Origin of the sequence: Comamonas resistens, assembly GCF_030064165.1 — a bacterium.
In the GTDB taxonomy this organism is placed as follows: Bacteria; Pseudomonadota; Gammaproteobacteria; order Burkholderiales; family Burkholderiaceae_C; genus Comamonas; species Comamonas resistens.
Genome location: NZ_CP125947.1, coordinates 3,138,573 through 3,154,975, shown reverse-complemented (window position 1 = coordinate 3,154,975; position 16,403 = coordinate 3,138,573). Strand labels below are relative to the sequence as shown.

The following is a 16,403-nucleotide window of genomic DNA, read 5'->3' as shown; positions in this document are numbered from 1 at the left end:
TGCGATCTGGCGCGACCACTGTTCGCCATCGACGCGGAGGCTGCGCCGAAGATCCTGAATACCGCCTGCCCTGGCTGATTCCAAGGGCCAAGCGTCTCGCTAGAGCAGTCACGCCAGTAGCCCCCGCTACTTTGCCGGGGTGGTCATGATGCGCGCCTGTGGCCGGTGCGATACCTCTTGCAGTTTTTCCAACCGAACCCCATGGGTCGAGTGAATAAGTAAGTCACGGAGCCGACCCGGAACACCATCAAAAAAAGAGCGGGTCTCTAGCTGTTATCGAGTGACTTTGCGCCAGACGGCAGCATTTCGTTCGTCCGCTTGGTACAAGTTGGTATGGGCCCAACTGATCCGACCTGCTGCGGCAAAGACGATGCTCGAGCACTGCAAGCGCAATCCGTTGTTTGGCTAACTGCCCGAGGCCGAGCGTGTGCGTATCTCTCATTCCTCCTGTGAAGGGGAATGTTGCAGAGCAGTTGAAATCTATCGTGGCTTGCAGGGGAAGGTATTCTGCAACGCCGCTGCGACCTGTGAATTGGCATTCATGTGCCCAAGCTGCTGCTGCGTGCCGAGCATCATATGAATGATGTCCAGGATTTGGTCGCGTGTGACGCTATCTGGTATGCAAATGCTTTTGGACGATGCCAGTGTTTCGGCCACTCCTAATGCATACCCGCGAGCAATATTGACCTGTTGGCGGTCAGAAGCGATACCCGCTTGAGATTTGTTGGCTTCAGAGAGCCATTGAGACAGCTCATTCCCTGTGATCTGCTGTGCATGCAAATGTGGTCCGCAGAGTAGTGCGACCAGTAGAGCGGCGGCTCCCTGAAAAGCTCTCATCTCTATCACTCCTCCTGTGTGAAGGAATTTAGCAGAGGGGCGCCCAGAGGTGAGCGCACCGCAGTTGCACTGGGCTATTTGCAACCTGCCGGTCGAATCCTGCATTCCTCAGGAATGAACATGAAGGAGTACCTGATCTTCACGATATCGGGCTTCTTGCTTCTGAAGTTCACTCTATGGCTCGTCGATGTCATGAAAACGCTCAGTCGGTAGGTGTCGTTGGTACGGTCTGTGAAGCTGTAAACACCTGCATACGGAGTCGAAAAATCAATCTGGTTGTCCCCAAAGATGGACAAGGGTAGCGATACGCTGTTGTGCAGATTGATCGTGGCCTTGTCGAAAAACAGAGCAATGTGTGCCTGAGACGAGCCGCTCTGCGTGCGCAAGAGTGATCGCAGCGGCATTGCGTCGCGGCGGTTTGACGTCACGTCAATCCGACCAGCGGTCAACTCGCCGCTCTTGATCACGCTAGAGCCCGGAAAGACATCAAGGCCAACTTCGTTAAAGCGTTCGACGATGATGCCTGCGACCGCTGCTGGAATGAGCGCTTCCAGTCCGGCTCTGAACTCCGCTGCCAGGGCTGTTGCAACCCCATCCACGGAAGACAGCTTTGCTAACTTGGCCTGTTTGTTCTGGTCCATCAGCGTTTGGGCATCGGCTGGAACGACACTCGGTACGCCAGCAGCGCCCATCAGGTTGTTGACGCCCGCCCCAATCCGAATGCTCATCCGCATGGCCCCATCGGGCTTATTCACGTCGATGCTCTCTTCGGCGTGCTGCTGCAGGAACGCGATAAGCACTTGGCGAGGATCGACGTCGTCAGGGTTTGACGAGACATTCGGGCCCTCGGCGAACGAAGCAAGGTCCAATGATGGCGCACCGGCCTTGAGCACCACGACATTGAATTCGTACTCAATACCTGCATGCCCCATGGCAGCTGAAAAGCGGCCCAGCGCATCCGTCTGAACCAGAAACGGCGCAGGCATGTTCACGGCGCTCAGCGCTTCGGGAGCACGTGAAACGATAGGAAGCACAAGCAGGGAGCGATGTGCAACAGGCGTGCCGGCTGTGTCGACCATCGTTCCGGTCAGTAGGCTGGCGTTGGCCGCGTCTGCCGCTTCCAGCTGGACTGCCTCTATCTTGTCCGAGCGCAGGTCCACCGCAGTTTTCTGCAAAGACACGTAGTGCATCTGATCGGGGTCATCAAACAACACGTCGTACACCCCTGCATTTACGGAGGCGCTGAAGCTCCCGTCGGCACCTGTCGACACAATGTGCAGCGCATCGGTGGTGCGATCCTCCAGCATGACGTGCACGCCGGCGACGGGTGCGCCGGCCGGGTCGGTCACGCGACCGCTGAAGCGCGTTTCAGCGGTCGTGCCTGTGTCACTGCCACCACCACAAGCCGTCAGCGCTGCAGCCATTGTGGCCACCAGCGCCGCACGTTGAAATTTGGGTTGCATTTCGTTCTATTTCAGATTGACGATGCAACTAAATGTAGGCGGCGGGGTAGGCGCTTCATATCCCTGAAATTTGGTAATTTCAAGTCATGTCGCGCAATTTTTGACAAGCAATTTGCTCTTCTTATAGGAGCTGCCAGCGTATTTAAAGCATGGATATTGAGCCGCAGACCCTGCTCAACGAGGTTTGTTGTTTCTGGGGGCTGCCATGCCTTCAATCAATACAGTCGAGAGATGAGGGCTTGATCATGCTCCGTCGGGGATGCTTGCCTCTACCAGGAGGGTGAGCAATTGCAGTGATTCTTGCCATCCCAGATAGCAGGCCTGAGCTGGAATCATGTCTGGGATGCCTTCTTGCTTCACATGCAATTCTGTGCCGCAGAACACGGCCTGAAAATTCACAGTGGTGATCATTTCACCTGGCAGGTTGGGGTCGTCAAAGCGATCGGTATGGCGTATACGGTGGTCAGGCACGAGCTCCAGAAACTCGCCGCCAAAGCTGTTTTTGCTTTGAGTGGAAAAGTTGATGAAGCTCATGCGATAGTGGCCGCCCACACGTGCGTCAAATTCATGAACCTGTGCAGCAAAGCCATGGGGCGGAAGCCATTTGACCAGGGCGTCGGGAGAGGTGAAGGCTCGATAGAGACGCTCCGGCGGCGCTTTGATCACACGGTGCAATTGAATGGTGTGGGGCATGCTGTGACTCCTGGAGTGAGTACAAAAGCTTAGACCCCGTAGCAGTGACGTTCTGTTAGGCTTTGTACGCTTCACGACCGCTACTGACCAGGTCAGGGATAGTGAAAGAGCCCAGAGGCCTGCCAGTCGGCGCTTGTGTTGGCTGTCTGATTCTGCTGATGCGACAAAGCCCGCCGGGTGTGAGCCTTGCGGGCTTTTGTTTGCATGTTCCCCCTGCGAGGGACTGCGGCAGAGCAGATTGATTTTGAAACGGTTTCGACCAGCTGCCAGGGACGCAGTCGCGTTTCACCACTCAGAGTCATCCAGCTCTGTTAGCAGGCTGGGGAGTGCTGGTACTTGCGCTGGTCGCTGAGCCTGTGGCGCATACGGGTTTGAGGGGGGTGGATTGATCCATGGGTTCGTGACCAGGGGAATCAGCAAAGCCCAGCCAAGTATCAAAAAGCTCTTGGGCGATGCATTCCTTGCGCGCTTGCTTAGAAGCAGCGCATACAGACCATATGCACCAAGTGCCAGCACCAGAGGCGGAAGTAGTGTCCCAAGCCACGCGCGAATGGGGCTGTGGTGGTAGTAAATCAGCGGGTTGGCCCAGGCCACGAGGCCCATGGCCATCAGATGATGATGAAATGAGAGCGAATTCGGTGCCGCTTGGTCGACTGCAGTTGTTTGCATGTTCCCTCCTGTGAGGGAATGTAACAGTGAAGTGTGACTAAATTGGAAATTCAGTTCATTTTCGCTGGGCATTGGTGCAAGCGAGATGTTTCTGGTTAGCGGCCGTGTCCGTGATCCCAGCCACCGCGGTGTAGCATCCAGCGGCCATCCGGGCCGTGTGCCCAGCCTGGTTGCCGGTAGTTGAAGCCCGGACGCGGCCGTTCATAGTGACCGGGACGCCATACATGGCGCCCACCCGACCAATCCCAGAAGCCGCCAATCCAGATGGCGCCTGCGAACGGGGCCACAGGAATGGTCTCCACGTAGGGGGCCGGCGGCGCAATATTAGCGACAACCGTGCCCTCATCGTAGTAGCCATTGGTATAGGCAGGTCTCACAGGTGCCACTACGCATCCGCTGAGAGCTGTTGCCCCCAGCACCGCGGCCGTAAGCCAAGGTACAGATCTCCGATTGACTCGGGTAACAATTGCATCGCCTTGCATGGTCGGGCTCCTTCCTATGCGTACGCTTGGTGCAGAGCGTTTCTGAACCAGTATTGAGCGCCTGCCAAACTTAGGAAAGACTTAATTTCGGCCCTGTTTCACAGAATGGTGACTTGGCTTTACCTGCCAGCCATATTCATGCAACGAGCTTTGCCTAGACTGCCCCAAAGCCTCACTGGAGATACGCATGGAGCTCAAGCGCAAAGCACTGTTGTTGGGCTTGGTTTTGTTAAGCCTTTTGCTGAGCCTGCTGTTAAAAGAAATGGTGGTTCCGGCCGAGTTTCTTGAAGATTGGCTGGGCCGTTGGTGGAGACACTAGGGCGAGTCATCAGATCCGGATGCAGGTCATGTCGTAATTAGCGCGTCATGGCTTTTGTTCGAATCGCTGATCAGTCTTCGCTTTTCAGGGCTTCTCGTGCGTGCTTCGCTGCGATCACATGTCGGCGCCAAGCCGCAAGACCTTTTGTATACCAAAGCGTGTAACCCGTAAGCAACCCAAAGGCGCCAAGTGTGAGAGGGCTGCTGACAAACTCGCCAGCACTGCGCTGAACCTCTGGTGCCAGCCACAAAACCTCGATAAGTCGATAAGCCAATCGAGCCAGGAAAAGAGTTGCAAGACTCAGCGCGATAGGTTTGTAGGGTGTGTAGGTCAGTGAGCCAGGTTTAGCCTCAAACAGGGTTTTGCGCAGCGCCACGGCAGCTAGAGCTGCACCTATGGTCATGAAACCAAGTAGTTCAGCAATCAATCCCAGCCGTGGAACCAGTGACCAAATGACCGCGAGGAGGATGGTTCCATAGATGGCAAAGGTGATGGGTGCTCGATAGCGTGAGAGCCGTTGGGGACCGATCGCGCGCTTAAAGCGAACAGACACACGCCACAGAATAAAGATGGCGAGTGCTGTATAGCCAAGGAGTGGTGAAGCGCGTGCAGCCACGATTTTGCAATCTGATGCTTAAAGCGACACGGCTCAGTTTAGCAAGTGCTAGCAGTTGAGAAGTATGGAGGGGCCGAAGATCCAGAAAGCCCTGCTAATCATGGGCGTGCTCAAACCGGTGTCTTTGTTGCTGCTGTGCAAGACCGCGAACTCTGAAAAGCACATCTCGCACAACTGGGGCTAGGCTGGCGTTGCCGGCGCGCGATTCGTCAAGGAGTAGGCTCAGGGGTTGCTTGGCGCATGGTCGCGTTACCTGCCGCTTCAGCTGCATCGGCTGCTTCTCGGGCCTCTTTCGCGGCTTGGTTGACTTGCTGCTGCGGTGTCATTGATGCACCGTCATAGCCGCCAGTGGCGCGCTCTCCGATCTGGATATGGGGAAGCCGTGACGCGCCGTAGAACAGAGCCGCAGCGATGAGCAATAGCGCGATGATTCTCATCTGCTCATTGTGCTGCCAGTCTATAAATGCAGACGAAAAAAGGGGCAGCTTCTAGCAAAAGCTGCCCCTCTTGGGCCCCAGTTTTCACGCGGAACCCGCATGAAATCTAGCTATTTTGGTGCCGGAGACATGAATCGAACACGCGACCTTCTCATTACGAACTCTGGCGCGAAGTATCGTCGATTGATGCTCACTACTGTTCTCACTCGAGACAAGCCAATTTTAGCATCCCGCATTGATGCCGAATAGTGCGGAAATTTTTCCCCAACTGTGACATAGCTGTGACACGGAAGGCTTGCATCCGGGCATTGTTTTGGCACGATCCAGACCACCTGATTACGTTCAACGAGGTGAGGATGAGCACGGTGCAAGCAGACAAAGAGCCAGTGGGGCCGAAGTCATCCAGGCAATGGGCTTGGGAATTTCTTCGACGTAACCCTGCATACAGAGAGGCATATGCGCAATGGATGGCGCTTCCAGAGGCTGTTCGGAGCTTGAGCATCAACACACAGGAGCTTTGCCGGTCACTGTCCGACGAAATTCCTATGTCCTTGTTTGTGGTTGAAGAGCAGCAGCAGCTCGATGACAAGTGGCATGAAAAGCTGAGTGGCAAGAGTAAGACAGAGGATTTCGCGGCTGTTAGCCCATTTCATCCAAAGAAAGGGGTGGAGCCGTTGCTCGGGGAAAATTTAAAAGAATGGCATGAACGTACTCTCGAGATAAGAAAAGAGGCAGGATTTGCAATTAGCCATTCTTCTTCTATCTTACCGAAAGAAAGATTTGGCATAAAAAAATGGATCGATCCAGAAGTCTCCCCGCTTCCTGAATCAGAGGCTGAGATTTTCAGTGATCTAAAATTTGAAGTGTATGCCGAATTTTGTGAGTCCGAGCACTTTCGTCAAAAGCCATGCTCTGTTTCTGTAGGTGAAATTAAGAGGACGGAGGTTGTGCTGAAAATAGATGTAATGCAGCCAATTGGTTATTTGAAAAACGAACTAGAAATACTAGTAAAAGAGCAAAGAAAATTTATCGAGAAAATTATGAAAGATAAGCCTCAGTATTTTTAAAAGAGGTTGGCGATATTTATCATGTTTACGAGGGACAGGATAAATTTAATAGGGGTGGAATTTATGGGGAATATATTGAACTATTGGATAGAATTATAAAGGGGGAGAGTGAGGATAAAATTGTTAATGTGAAGCCTGGGTTTGGTAGAGTTGCTTCTAGTGATAATTATGCTAAAAAAATGAGGCATAGATTCGATACCGCTACTAAACTTAGAGATAATGGTTATCGTAAAATCGCATACTTTGATGATTATGCAGGTTCAATTATTAATTATAGGAAAAATATTAAAACGAATTTTGATTTATCTTCGGGTAATTTTTAAATTCCATTTAAAATCTAATTTTTATGCCGCACAGGGAGGTCTTTTAGCTCTTCCCTGAAATATTTCCACTTCGGCATAAATAGATCAATTACTAAGGCAAAGCGTGCATTGTGACTTGGTTCAATCAAATGGGCCAGTTCGTGCGCGATGGTGTATTCCAGACATTCCGGCGGCTTCTTTGTCAAGTCGGTGTTCAGCCGAGTGGCGTGGCTGTCGGGGTTGCATCTTCCCCACTTGGTTTTCATGCGTTGCACAAGAACCTTGGAGGCTTTCACGTTCATCAATGTTTCCCACTTTTGCAGCAGCAGCAGCGGCGGCAATGCCAGTTTGAGCTGTTCGCGGTTCCTGGCATCCAGCAGCTCTTCACGGCGTTCCGTCCTGCTGCCTGGGCGCACACCAAGCACGATCCGCTTGTATTGGAGGTCAATGATGGGAGCTGCATTGCGTTCAATCACGGCCAACAGATACCGCTTGCCCCGCAGATAGTGACTCTCTCGGTCTATGTAATCGCGCGGGGCTTCGCGTTTCTGTGCACGCACTTTGCGCTGCTGGCTTTTGGTTCATGGCAGCTCGGAAATCGCAAACACCCGGATCGTGTCCAAGGCCATGTGCTCTGGCGCAGAAATCCGTATACGACCTGCGGACGGGTACACGCTCAAGTGCAAATGCTTGATGCGCTTTCTGATCACTTCGGCAGCAATGTCGCTCAGGTCAATAGTCTCCGGCATCTGTATTCCTGCTGAGTGCAGACGACGAGAAACAGCCGCTCCACTTCATCCACATCCTTAGCGTGTCGTTCAGCGAATGCTGCTGTGGGCTCGGGCAGGCTGGGGCGTGAGCTGACAGATCGACAACATCTGAATGCTGAAAGCTTTAAATAAAATTCCATGTCTATCAAGTGGTTATTTGTTCTGATTTCCGAAATTCTCCCAAGTCATTGAGTTGAAAGAAAAAAATCCGGAAAAGTATAGTTTTTTATAATTTTCCGGATTTTGTTGTTACTAGAAATATATTTGCCATGAATGCGCAGCGATGCACATTCATCAAATAAGGAGAGTAAAGGTGATCGAGGAAAAATTTGAAGTGAAAATTTCAAAACAGGATTGCGAATCCTTTATGAAGAGCTGGTTGACTGTTTATCAGCTGAGTCAAAAATTTCCAGCATTCTCTGAAAATTCAATTCGTGCTCTTATCTACGCATCCAAGCCTCGATTGCGTGCCAAGTCCAGGAATGGTGAGGAATATGTTCCAGGCAATGGCTTGGCGCATGCAATTCGCAAAGTGGGGCGCCGTGTGTTAATTGATGAGTTTGCCTTTGCCGAATGGATTAACTCTCAATCTGCAAGTTGATTGAGTGTAAATAAAAAATGATTTTTGGTTTCTGCATCATCTTTGAATTAAGAGTGCATATTTAGAATCCAAAAATCATCGGGCAAATTTTACTACAAGAGTATATGAAAAATTCCAAATATCAAGCTGATTCCGGCGAGTCGAATTATTTCCAGCCGTTTGATCAAATGAAGTTGATTTCTGCAGCAGAATTGGCAAAGCTGAATGCCAGGACACGCAAGAAGCACTGGGGTGAACTCATCCAGTCCAATCAAATTGGCATGCTGTTCGGCCCTCGAGGGCACGGGAAAACATGGGTGGCATTGGGTATCGCTGTATCCATGAGTACTGGTGTGGATTTTTTGAATAAGAAGCCGCGCAAAGCCCGTAAGGTAATTTATATGGATGGAGAGATGGACCTCGTCACTCTCAAGAGCCGCACCATTGCATTGTGCAAAAGTCTGAATACTAATCCGCCTGATGGGTTGAAGATTTTTACCCCTGAAATTTTCACAGGCTTGTTGCCTTCAATCAATACGATGGATGGTCAAAGGGAAATTGATGCATTGATTGGCGCTGACTGGGATGTGCTCTTTATCGATAATTATTCTGCTTGGAGTGGTGATGGTCGTGAAACGGCTGAAGCTTGGGCGCCCATGATGCGTTGGATGCTGGGCCATAAGCGAGCCGGTCGCACAATTATCGTTATTCATCACACGGGCAAAACAGGCAAGCAGCGCGGTAGCAGCAGCCATGAGGATGCTTTGGATTGGTCTGTGGCGTTGAAACCGGCCGATGGTGCATTTAGTGATGGAGCTTTACGCTTCAACCTGGTTTGGGAGAAGAATCGCCATTTGTCCCCTGCCGATGCCAAGCCTATTGCGGTCACGATGGGCAAAGACGAAGAGGGCGGTTTGACCTGGAGCCAGTCTGATGGAGTGCACAAGAACTCTCGCGCGAAGGAAGCGAAAGAGCTGGTGGAGTCCGGATTGAGCCAAGCTGAGGTGGCCAAAAAACTGTGCGTTGACCGCACCACTGTAAGCCGCTGGCTCAAGTCCACCAGTTGATGCATATGTGCATCCACTAGCGCTTGCACTGTTGCACACCCTTGCATGCCTTCACGCTGCAGCGGCTGTGCACGGTGCCGTCAGCGAAGTAGAGCTGTGGAGACCACTATCACCATTGAATCATTTCTCTATACGGCTGCACATTTGCAGCAGTTGAATATAAAACCATGATCGACTATTTCAATATAACCATTGATGGTGATGATTTTCCTGAAATTGGAAAGAAAGTAGTGGTTCGTCAGCCTAGCGGGGTTAAAACTAAATCGTTTACCGAGGTTAAGATAAGTGCTGGTAAATATGCTCCGCATTTCAATGTGCGTGTAGAAACCAATGGTCAACGCATACGTTTTCATGGATCGCCAGCACAGTGGCTGCAAGGTCATAATGGGATGGGCTCCAATGATTTTCGAGGTCTAGTTAAAAAGACTATTCGTTTGGCTTTTGAAACTCTGGAGATGGACTGTCCTGCCTCAGTTTCTAAGGCGATAATTTCTGGTAACTATGCCGTAGATGAGGTGCATGTTGCAGAACACTATGCAATGCCTGCAAGCTTGATCGCTAAACTGTGTGATGATATTCGGCGTTATGGTGTTGCTTCGCTTAAAGCAACTACGATTTCTCCCGGTGTTGGAGTGCGGTTGTGGCCTGGGTCACGTGACCGTGAAGTCCTGATTTATGACAAGCAAAATTATTTTCTAGATAAGCTCTTGCGCCACAAGCATAAGCTGCTTGGAAAGATGCCTATGAGCTTTGAGAGAATCGGGACAGGATTGTATTTCGATAAGATGATAGGCCAATATCTGGCTCATGGCGTGCGTATTGAAACAAGGCATAAACGTGATCTGAAGAATAAAAATTTATCTTTGGATAAGGGGTTCGCCTGGAATCAGGATGCCGCTCGTGCTCTCCATATCAAAACGGTCGAAGATATTCCGCTGCAAGACCTGCCTTCGCTGGATGTGCGTGAGTTGATACTGCAAAAGGCGGACTTGAAAAACCGTACGTTGATAGCTTTGTGGCTGGCTGGTCGAGACCCTAAAGCCTTTTGTCCAAGCCCTGCAACCTACTATCGCTGTCGCAAGGATATTCTGGAGAAATATGGTATTAACTTGTCAGTTCCGGCTTTGATGGTAGATGGAATTTCGTGGAAGTCGCTGACAGACCCCGCTAATATTATGGAACCGCCGGAGTGGGCTCTGGAAAGTGGATTCGTTTATGATCCTAAGCGTTGGAATGGTTTTGTTGATTCCACCCAGTATGAGCGTGCATGGTTGAATAGTGAAAATTCTAGTTATCGGAGTGTGAAGTCTATTTAATAAATAGCGCTACAAAATAAATGCAGTTATGTCAGCTGTGACCAAATAAATGGATAAAAATATGTTTAATAGAATTGAGTCTGATGCTGGGGAACTATGTTGGTGGCCGAGCGTTTTCAGCGTTTCCCAGACTTCGTCTGTCAAGCGCACCTCGATTGAATGATGTAAACTGTAGTTCACACAATGATCCAAGTTCTACGTACTGCGGCCTTTGACGATTGGCTCCAGGCCCTGCGCGACAAAGTGGGTCAGCGACAGGTTTTGGCTCGCCTCACTCGGCTGTCGCTCGGGAATTGGGGCGATTGCAAGCCAGTTGGAGGCGAAGTGACCGAGTTGCGCATCGACTCTGGCCCCGGCTACCGCGTGTACTGCTGGCGCGCTGGCGATGTGGTCGTTGTTGCGCTTGGTGGTGGCGACAAGTCCACCCAGCAAAAAGACATTGCCAAGGCCCAGGCGATGGTCAAAGAGTTGAAAGGGTAAAGCTATGAACCGTGCTGCCTATGAGAAGTTGGGCATCAAGCCCTTCGATGCCGCCGAGTACCTGCAGTCTGATGAGGATTGCGCGGCCTATCTGCAAGCCTGCCTGGAGCAAGCGCCAGATGATGCTGCAGTGTTTACCAAAGCTCTCGGAGACATTGCCCGTGCTCGCGGAATGATGCAGTTGGCCAAAGATACCGGCCTCACCCGTGAGGGCCTGTACAAATCGCTCGGCGAGCAAGGCAATCCCAGTCTGTCCACCGTCATGAAGGTGATGCATGCACTGGGCCTGCAGATGCACATTGGCCCCCACACTCCAGCTTAATTTTCTTGAGCAGTAAACCCCATGACAGCGCAAAGCAACGGCGTATCCAGGCAGTGCTGGCAGGGAATCACCTAGCGCGCCGACAGGAATACCAGCACGTCCTTGATAGCTTGCTCCCTAGCCTTGTCGTTGCTCTCGATGTTGATGAACGATGCTTGCTGGCATGTCTTGAGAAAGCCGTTCCACTCGTTCGCGTCGGTGAAGGTCTTGCCGGAGTACTTGTCATGTACCGGACCCCAAGAACGATCATTGGCACCGTATGGCATGCGCACGTCCATTGAGCACTTGTTGTAGTTGCCTTCTCGGTACTGAGCCCACTTCTGGTTGAGTCGGTCGAAAACATGCGTAGCGCCCGCGTAGACCTTGTACGTGACCGGATTGCCGTTGGCCACCAGCTCATCGGCAAGCTCCATGCACGGCTTATATCGTCTTTCTCGCCCAGCAGCATCAGCAGCGGCGACGGCAGTTTGTTGTGCTGATCGACGCGGTAGCGCATATTGCAGCCAGGGTAGACCGCAATACTGCCGGCCCACTTCACCGTGACAGGAACAACGTGCTGCTGGTAGGTCGGCCATGCTGCATCCAGAACGGCTTGCCCGCCACGTGACCAGCCCATGTGATAGATGTGCTGGCTATCAATCTGCGGATGTGTCGCCAGCAGCTTGAGGGAATACAGCGCATCCGCCAAATTGGCCGTGGTGTTCCAAGTCAGCTGCTTGGAAGCTCCCGTGACCCGCTCTTCGTTGCGCGGCTTGAAGCTGTCCACCACAAAGACGGCGTAGCCAGCCGCGTTCAGCGCTTTGGCCCACACATCAAAGTACAGACTGCTGACACCTTCGCTGCCATGCGAAAACACCACCGCCGGAACTTTGCCCTGCGCATTGGCAGGCATCAGCAGATCACCAAAAATGGGGGTATCGCTTCCCAACCGCCCACGAACCAATGCCCAGCGATGGTCTGGCGTCTTGGAGTTGAACTCGATGCGGCCGGTTTGACCTCCGCTGAGATCATCCAAGGGGGCCGCATAACTACTGGCGCCTCCTATGCCAAGAACTGAAGCCAGCAGGGCCTGAAAGCATTTCCTGGCCAAGTCTTTTGGTCGGAGCCAGTTGTTCATTGCAACTTCCCCCGGTTCTTGGCAGCTTCGCAGTCGTGCGTGGGCTGGAGCATGGTTTTTGGAGATCATGTCTCCCTCTCTTTCTGTATTTTTTGAAGTTATGCCCATCGCCACGCTAACTGAGCAAGCTGGTATGGAGTAGATAGGCATAACTGAAGCTTGGACGTCACAGGTGGCGCTTTATGGCAGTTGCAGTGGGCGCGTGTCTTGACCCAAGTTCAGACTTTGCAGCTTGGGCATTCCCACTTCAGACAGACGATCCGTTTGGCAGCGCAAATCCGCAATCCGCTTTCCGTTTTGCTCAACCGAGATGCCCTGCGCGGTGGATGTGCTGCCATACAAGGTGTAGCGGTAGTTGCCCTTGTCGAATGACACGAACGGCATCGACTGTCCATCGGTGCCGGTATACACACCTTGCTTGAACAAGGTGCTGGCGGCAGCAGCATTGGCCGGGTAGACCATCTCCGGTGCCTCATTGAGCGGAGCCAATCGGTATGCCAGCTCATTGCCGCTGCCGCTCATACACAGCGACGCACGCTTCTTGCCAGTGGAGCATGCAAACATAGGTGTCTCGTCGGCAGAGCATAGATTGGGCACTGCCACTGTTTGGGTAGATGTATGTGGTGCGGTTGGGCTTTGCTTGTTTACCGCTGCTTGTGGCTGTTGCGCTGGGCTTTGTATCACTCGCGTCGGTATAGCGGCAGGAGCCGGGGCTGAGGGTGAGCCTTCAGACTCTGCTTCCATTTCAGCCTGGCTGGCGGATGGCGCAACAGGGGCCTGTGCATCGGTAACTTTCTTTGCCGCCGCTTGTGCACGCAGCATGCGGTCATAGCGATCCATTGCAATGTCGTGGAAGTAGCCCATGAACGGCATGAAGCCGTTGAGTGCTACCTGCAATGCTCCGGTGTCTTCGGTGCGCTGCACTGTGTATGTCACTTGGCCCCGGAGCTTGGTGCCATCCAGCACTGCGCCTTGTTTTTCATAGATGGCGCGCATGTATTGCTCCATCTGCGGCTCAGCCTTCACAGCATCTTCAGGGAAGACCGTTGTCAGCTGTGCCGAGCACACGGCTTTGCCGGTGCTTGCGTTGTTGGCATCAGTAGTGATGTTCTCCAGAGCCACAGTCGTGTCCTTGACCGTGAATTGCACACGCTGCTGGCGTTCCTCGCTCATATCGTGGTGCTGCTTGTCAAACTGCTGCTGGTAAATCTGTTTGACCAAGCTGACGGTCTCGGCATCCGCACAGGCTGGGGTCTTGTTGCCACATCCCGCAAGCATGGCGACAGCCGCACAGACGCTACTTATAAAGGTCTTTTTCATCATTCCTCTCTCCCGTTGTATGTGTTTTATACGACTCAAATCTTAGCGCAATGTGTCGTATAAGACGTTGGCTCAAAAAACACATTGGCAGACCCTCTGCGGCCATGAAAGCCAAGGAGTCTGTCCCATCGCAGCTGAGCACCACGCCAGTGGTGAAGCTGCCCAATGCCGTAACGAAGGCATTGGGGACCAAGCTGCGCAGCTACCGCGAGCTGGCGCAAAAATCACAAGAGCAACTGGCACATGAGGCGGAAGTGGAGCGCTCGCGTATCTCCAAACTGGAGAACGGCCACATCAATCCATCGCTGCTCACACTTGCCACGCTGTGCCATTGCTTAGGCATCACGCCGGCAGAGCTCTTTGAAGGCGTGACGGCCACGCTGCCTCCAGCATCGCAAGGCGGTGAACTGCGTCGCCGCAACCAGGCGCATGCCGAGAAAAGTCCAGCGCCGTCCAAAGTCGTCGGTGCCGACCACCGCGTCAAACGCGCCAAGGCATAGGCCAGTCACTGCAGCTTGCGCACGCGCACGGCTGCCAGCAGACGTACCAGCTCCGCAGACCACGATTCGGACTCGTAATGCCAGAACACCGTCCATGGCTTGGCGTCATCAGCAGGCAGATGCAGTTGTTTGGCTCGGCGACTGCCAAGACCAGAAGTCGGTAATCGCAGCCGTGCATTGAACGCTTGGAAGCTCGGCTCGCTACCGCCAGGGTCCAGCAACAAGATGCGTTGCGGTTGACGCTTTGATCCAGAAGCCACGCCTTCTATACCGACTGCCAGTGCCCAGTGCTTGGTGCGCTGGTGCTTGACCGATGCAAAGGCCAGCGCCACCAACTCGCCGCGCATCAGCCAGTCCAGTGCGTACCGATCCACATGCTCTTTGGCTCCGTACTTAGCCGTCAGCTTCAGTGGCAAGGCCAATTGGTTGACCAGCTCTGCCCATTCTTTGGCATGGATTCCGGAAAAGTACTTGGGGCCAAATATTTTCCAGGCCGCTGCTGCCACACCGTACTTGCGCTGACTCATGTCGTGCATGGCCGAGGCTTTGGCTAGATCGAAAATCACCAAGATCATTGCCAGCACATGCGTACCGCAAGCGCCATCCAGCATGGACTGCTGCATGAAGCAGCGCACTGGCTCTTGGCGCTGCTGCTGCACGGTCAGCACATGACCAGTCTGCAATGCCGCATGCACACGCTGGAAACCGTAGGTGATTCCAGATGCTCGCGCCACCATCAGTAGTCCTCCGGCAAGAGCAGCGTAGTCACAGAGCGGTCGGCTTCGGTAATGATCCAGATGGTGGGCAGGCTGCTGCGCTTCTCTTGTGGCGTCTGCAGCAGTCTCTCGGCGTCTACCAGCCGGTAGACGCTCATCACACGCATGCCCTGTTGAACCGATAGCTCATTGGTGGCTTTATCTTCGACGCAGCAATCGCCCCAGTCTCCATGCACATGGCGTGAGATCAATGCCAGCGCGCTGAAGCCGGCTTGTTCCAGCAGTTCCAGGGCGCCAGGTGTTGCCACGATCTGGCCGAGCGCGAAGCGCGGGGCATTGCTCATCAACGTCATGCGGCGTACCGCTCCAGAACGAGAAGAATTTGCTGACATGGAAGTACTCCTTGGTTAAACGTCAGACACAAGAGCTCCACGTGCGAATCGCCGACACCACCACGCCGCGAGGGCGAGCGACGTCCTCCGCATGCGTGGAAACGGATAAAAAAATGGACCGGCAAAGCGGTCCATCGAGAGATCAAGAAAGTAAAAGCGGCGCTGACTTCACATCACCGGCGTGGGCGCAAGAGCGGCACTACACAGTGAGCTGCAACGCATCAAATAACTCAGCATCCGTCGCATAGCTGAGGCTCAGTGCTTGAACCACAGCAGCAGGTATAGACAGTAGAGACGCCAAGCTGCAGGAGTCCGAACCGGCATCGCATGGATCGGGTAGCTCCAGCAAGCCAAGCAAGCTCAGACGGCCATCCAGCGCAGTATCGACAGCAGGCAGATCAACATGCCACCATGCAGCCAGAACACTGCGCATGGATGGAGGCGAAAGCTCAAGACCCGGCCACGCTGCGCCGCCATAGTTCAGATATGCACACAGCAGCCGCTGCCACTGCGCCGAAGACAAATAGAAGTGCATGCGTAGTCGCTCCAGATTGCGAGCCGCTGGTGCCATATCCACCGGCAGCGGTGGGCACGGTGCGGCCATCAAACGCTCCACGACCAGAGCAGGCGCCATTGGCTGATCCGGGGTCGATGTGCCAAGAAAAGCAGGCACTTCAAAGAAACATGGACTTTGCGAATGACCCAGCACCGGCCAGTACAGTAGCTCCACATCGCGTGACATGTCCGCCAGCAGCTCCGCGTTCAGCACATCCATCAGCAGCGGCAACAGGCGCTGCAGCAGTTGTATGCGGTGATGCCGGCGAAAAACTAAATTGTTTGGCGAGTTCAAGCTAGCGATACAACAAGGGTTGGGATTAATAATCGCTGCACTCATATTGGATCACTGATATTTTCTGATGCTGCGCCGCACGATAAAT

20 protein-coding genes and 1 pseudogene are annotated in these 16,403 nt (G+C 53.1%); 8 read left to right on the top strand and 13 right to left on the bottom strand.

What is annotated here, in order from left to right; genetic code table 11:
- Positions 1–480: 480 nt before the first annotated feature.
- The 5 genes from QMY55_RS14685 to QMY55_RS14665 form a co-directional block, all read right to left on the bottom strand.
- Positions 481–837, bottom strand: coding sequence for a Rap1a/Tai family immunity protein (locus QMY55_RS14685; RefSeq protein WP_283484933.1), 357 nt, complete (start codon positions 835–837; stop codon positions 481–483).
- Positions 838–911: 74 nt separating this feature from the next.
- Positions 912–2,300, bottom strand: coding sequence for a carboxypeptidase-like regulatory domain-containing protein (locus QMY55_RS14680; RefSeq protein ID WP_283484932.1), 1,389 nt, complete (start codon positions 2,298–2,300; stop codon positions 912–914).
- A gap of 243 nt (positions 2,301–2,543) precedes the next feature.
- Positions 2,544–2,993: an SRPBCC family protein gene (locus QMY55_RS14675; protein WP_283484931.1), complete on the bottom strand. Its 450-nt coding sequence runs from the start codon at positions 2,991–2,993 to the stop codon at positions 2,544–2,546.
- A 285-nt stretch (positions 2,994–3,278) separates the two neighbouring features.
- Entirely contained in the window at positions 3,279–3,662 is a 384-nt protein-coding gene (locus QMY55_RS14670) for a hypothetical protein (RefSeq protein ID WP_283484930.1), read from the bottom strand.
- A gap of 95 nt (positions 3,663–3,757) precedes the next feature.
- Complete coding sequence (locus QMY55_RS14665; RefSeq protein WP_283484929.1) at positions 3,758–4,048, bottom strand: hypothetical protein; 291 nt, start codon at positions 4,046–4,048, stop codon at positions 3,758–3,760.
- A 283-nt stretch (positions 4,049–4,331) separates the two neighbouring features.
- On the opposite strand from QMY55_RS14665, the gene QMY55_RS14660 reads away from it, so the two are divergent.
- A complete protein-coding gene (locus QMY55_RS14660) occupies positions 4,332–4,463 on the top strand; it encodes a hypothetical protein (protein ID WP_283484928.1) in 132 nt (43 codons plus the stop codon).
- Positions 4,464–4,533: 70 nt separating this feature from the next.
- Here the strand turns inward: QMY55_RS14660 and QMY55_RS14655 are convergent, their stop codons facing one another.
- Together QMY55_RS14655 and QMY55_RS14650 are read right to left on the bottom strand one after the other, a co-directional pair.
- The gene (locus QMY55_RS14655) at positions 4,534–5,079 is read right to left on the bottom strand and encodes a hypothetical protein (RefSeq protein ID WP_283484927.1); all 546 of its coding nucleotides are present in this window, start codon (positions 5,077–5,079) and stop codon (positions 4,534–4,536) included.
- Between the two features lie 209 nt (positions 5,080–5,288).
- Positions 5,289–5,516 (bottom strand): hypothetical protein, encoded by a 228-nt coding sequence (locus tag QMY55_RS14650; RefSeq protein ID WP_283484926.1) that lies wholly within the window; start codon positions 5,514–5,516, stop codon positions 5,289–5,291.
- Between the two features lie 356 nt (positions 5,517–5,872).
- Here QMY55_RS14650 and QMY55_RS14645 point away from each other — a divergent pair, with 356 nt between their 5' ends.
- Entirely contained in the window at positions 5,873–6,583 is a 711-nt protein-coding gene (locus QMY55_RS14645) for a transcriptional regulator domain-containing protein (RefSeq protein WP_283484925.1), read from the top strand.
- Between the two features lie 337 nt (positions 6,584–6,920).
- Here QMY55_RS14645 and QMY55_RS14640 read toward each other — a convergent pair.
- Positions 6,921–7,448 (bottom strand): annotated as a pseudogene (locus QMY55_RS14640) (M48 family metallopeptidase); the annotation flags it as partial.
- Between the two features lie 520 nt (positions 7,449–7,968).
- Between QMY55_RS14640 and QMY55_RS14635 the strand changes: the two are divergent.
- The 5 genes from QMY55_RS14635 to QMY55_RS14615 all read left to right on the top strand — a co-directional run bounded on the left by QMY55_RS14635 (position 7,969) and on the right by QMY55_RS14615 (position 11,420).
- The gene (locus tag QMY55_RS14635) at positions 7,969–8,256 is read left to right on the top strand and encodes a hypothetical protein (RefSeq protein ID WP_283484924.1); all 288 of its coding nucleotides are present in this window, start codon (positions 7,969–7,971) and stop codon (positions 8,254–8,256) included.
- A gap of 104 nt (positions 8,257–8,360) precedes the next feature.
- The gene (locus QMY55_RS14630) at positions 8,361–9,302 is read left to right on the top strand and encodes an AAA family ATPase (protein ID WP_283484923.1); all 942 of its coding nucleotides are present in this window, start codon (positions 8,361–8,363) and stop codon (positions 9,300–9,302) included.
- Between the two features lie 167 nt (positions 9,303–9,469).
- Positions 9,470–10,618: a phage/plasmid replication domain-containing protein gene (locus tag QMY55_RS14625; RefSeq protein WP_283484922.1), complete on the top strand. Its 1,149-nt coding sequence runs from the start codon at positions 9,470–9,472 to the stop codon at positions 10,616–10,618.
- Positions 10,619–10,801: 183 nt separating this feature from the next.
- Positions 10,802–11,098 (top strand): type II toxin-antitoxin system RelE/ParE family toxin, encoded by a 297-nt coding sequence (locus QMY55_RS14620; protein WP_283484921.1) that lies wholly within the window; start codon positions 10,802–10,804, stop codon positions 11,096–11,098.
- 4 nt (positions 11,099–11,102) lie between these two features.
- Positions 11,103–11,420, top strand: a complete 318-nt coding sequence (locus QMY55_RS14615) for an addiction module antidote protein (RefSeq protein WP_283484920.1) — start codon at positions 11,103–11,105, stop codon at positions 11,418–11,420.
- 67 nt (positions 11,421–11,487) lie between these two features.
- Here the strand turns inward: QMY55_RS14615 and QMY55_RS14610 are convergent, their stop codons facing one another.
- Together QMY55_RS14610 and QMY55_RS14605 are read right to left on the bottom strand one after the other, a co-directional pair.
- Complete coding sequence (locus tag QMY55_RS14610) at positions 11,488–12,537, bottom strand: dienelactone hydrolase family protein (RefSeq protein WP_283484919.1); 1,050 nt, start codon at positions 12,535–12,537, stop codon at positions 11,488–11,490.
- Positions 12,538–12,717: 180 nt separating this feature from the next.
- Complete coding sequence (locus QMY55_RS14605; RefSeq protein ID WP_283484918.1) at positions 12,718–13,860, bottom strand: hypothetical protein; 1,143 nt, start codon at positions 13,858–13,860, stop codon at positions 12,718–12,720.
- 101 nt (positions 13,861–13,961) lie between these two features.
- On the opposite strand from QMY55_RS14605, the gene QMY55_RS14600 reads away from it, so the two are divergent.
- Positions 13,962–14,357 (top strand): helix-turn-helix domain-containing protein, encoded by a 396-nt coding sequence (locus QMY55_RS14600; RefSeq protein ID WP_283484917.1) that lies wholly within the window; start codon positions 13,962–13,964, stop codon positions 14,355–14,357.
- A 5-nt stretch (positions 14,358–14,362) separates the two neighbouring features.
- Here the strand turns inward: QMY55_RS14600 and QMY55_RS14595 are convergent, their stop codons facing one another.
- From QMY55_RS14595 to QMY55_RS14585, 3 genes are all read right to left on the bottom strand, one after another.
- Positions 14,363–15,094, bottom strand: coding sequence for a hypothetical protein (locus QMY55_RS14595; protein WP_283484916.1), 732 nt, complete (start codon positions 15,092–15,094; stop codon positions 14,363–14,365).
- The gene (locus QMY55_RS14590) at positions 15,094–15,465 is read right to left on the bottom strand and encodes a type I restriction endonuclease subunit M (protein WP_283484915.1); all 372 of its coding nucleotides are present in this window, start codon (positions 15,463–15,465) and stop codon (positions 15,094–15,096) included. Before QMY55_RS14590 ends, QMY55_RS14595 begins: the two co-directional genes overlap by 1 nt.
- 199 nt (positions 15,466–15,664) lie before the next feature.
- Entirely contained in the window at positions 15,665–16,360 is a 696-nt protein-coding gene (locus tag QMY55_RS14585; protein ID WP_283484914.1) for a hypothetical protein, read from the bottom strand.
- Positions 16,361–16,403: the final 43 nt, after the last annotated feature.

Excerpts from the sequence above, each read along its gene's own strand:
- QMY55_RS14610 (WP_283484919.1), bottom strand. The coding sequence starts at position 12,537 with ATGAACAACTGGCTCCGACCAAAAGACTTGGCCAGGAAATGCTTTCAG.
- QMY55_RS14670 (WP_283484930.1), bottom strand. The coding sequence starts at position 3,662 with ATGCAAACAACTGCAGTCGACCAAGCGGCACCGAATTCGCTCTCATTT.
- QMY55_RS14675 (WP_283484931.1), bottom strand. The coding sequence starts at position 2,993 with ATGCCCCACACCATTCAATTGCACCGTGTGATCAAAGCGCCGCCGGAG.
- QMY55_RS14660 (WP_283484928.1), top strand. The coding sequence starts at position 4,332 with ATGGAGCTCAAGCGCAAAGCACTGTTGTTGGGCTTGGTTTTGTTAAGC.
- QMY55_RS14685 (WP_283484933.1), bottom strand. The coding sequence starts at position 837 with ATGAGAGCTTTTCAGGGAGCCGCCGCTCTACTGGTCGCACTACTCTGC.
- QMY55_RS14680 (WP_283484932.1), bottom strand. The coding sequence starts at position 2,300 with ATGCAACCCAAATTTCAACGTGCGGCGCTGGTGGCCACAATGGCTGCA.
- QMY55_RS14590 (WP_283484915.1), bottom strand. The coding sequence starts at position 15,465 with ATGTCAGCAAATTCTTCTCGTTCTGGAGCGGTACGCCGCATGACGTTG.
- QMY55_RS14595 (WP_283484916.1), bottom strand. The coding sequence starts at position 15,094 with ATGGTGGCGCGAGCATCTGGAATCACCTACGGTTTCCAGCGTGTGCAT.
- QMY55_RS14645 (WP_283484925.1), top strand. The coding sequence starts at position 5,873 with ATGAGCACGGTGCAAGCAGACAAAGAGCCAGTGGGGCCGAAGTCATCC.
- QMY55_RS14615 (WP_283484920.1), top strand. The coding sequence starts at position 11,103 with ATGAACCGTGCTGCCTATGAGAAGTTGGGCATCAAGCCCTTCGATGCC.
- QMY55_RS14585 (WP_283484914.1), bottom strand. The coding sequence starts at position 16,360 with ATGAGTGCAGCGATTATTAATCCCAACCCTTGTTGTATCGCTAGCTTG.
- QMY55_RS14630 (WP_283484923.1), top strand. The coding sequence starts at position 8,361 with ATGAAAAATTCCAAATATCAAGCTGATTCCGGCGAGTCGAATTATTTC.
- QMY55_RS14620 (WP_283484921.1), top strand. The coding sequence starts at position 10,802 with ATGATCCAAGTTCTACGTACTGCGGCCTTTGACGATTGGCTCCAGGCC.
- QMY55_RS14600 (WP_283484917.1), top strand. The coding sequence starts at position 13,962 with ATGAAAGCCAAGGAGTCTGTCCCATCGCAGCTGAGCACCACGCCAGTG.
- QMY55_RS14625 (WP_283484922.1), top strand. The coding sequence starts at position 9,470 with ATGATCGACTATTTCAATATAACCATTGATGGTGATGATTTTCCTGAA.
- QMY55_RS14650 (WP_283484926.1), bottom strand. The coding sequence starts at position 5,516 with ATGAGAATCATCGCGCTATTGCTCATCGCTGCGGCTCTGTTCTACGGC.
- QMY55_RS14605 (WP_283484918.1), bottom strand. The coding sequence starts at position 13,860 with ATGATGAAAAAGACCTTTATAAGTAGCGTCTGTGCGGCTGTCGCCATG.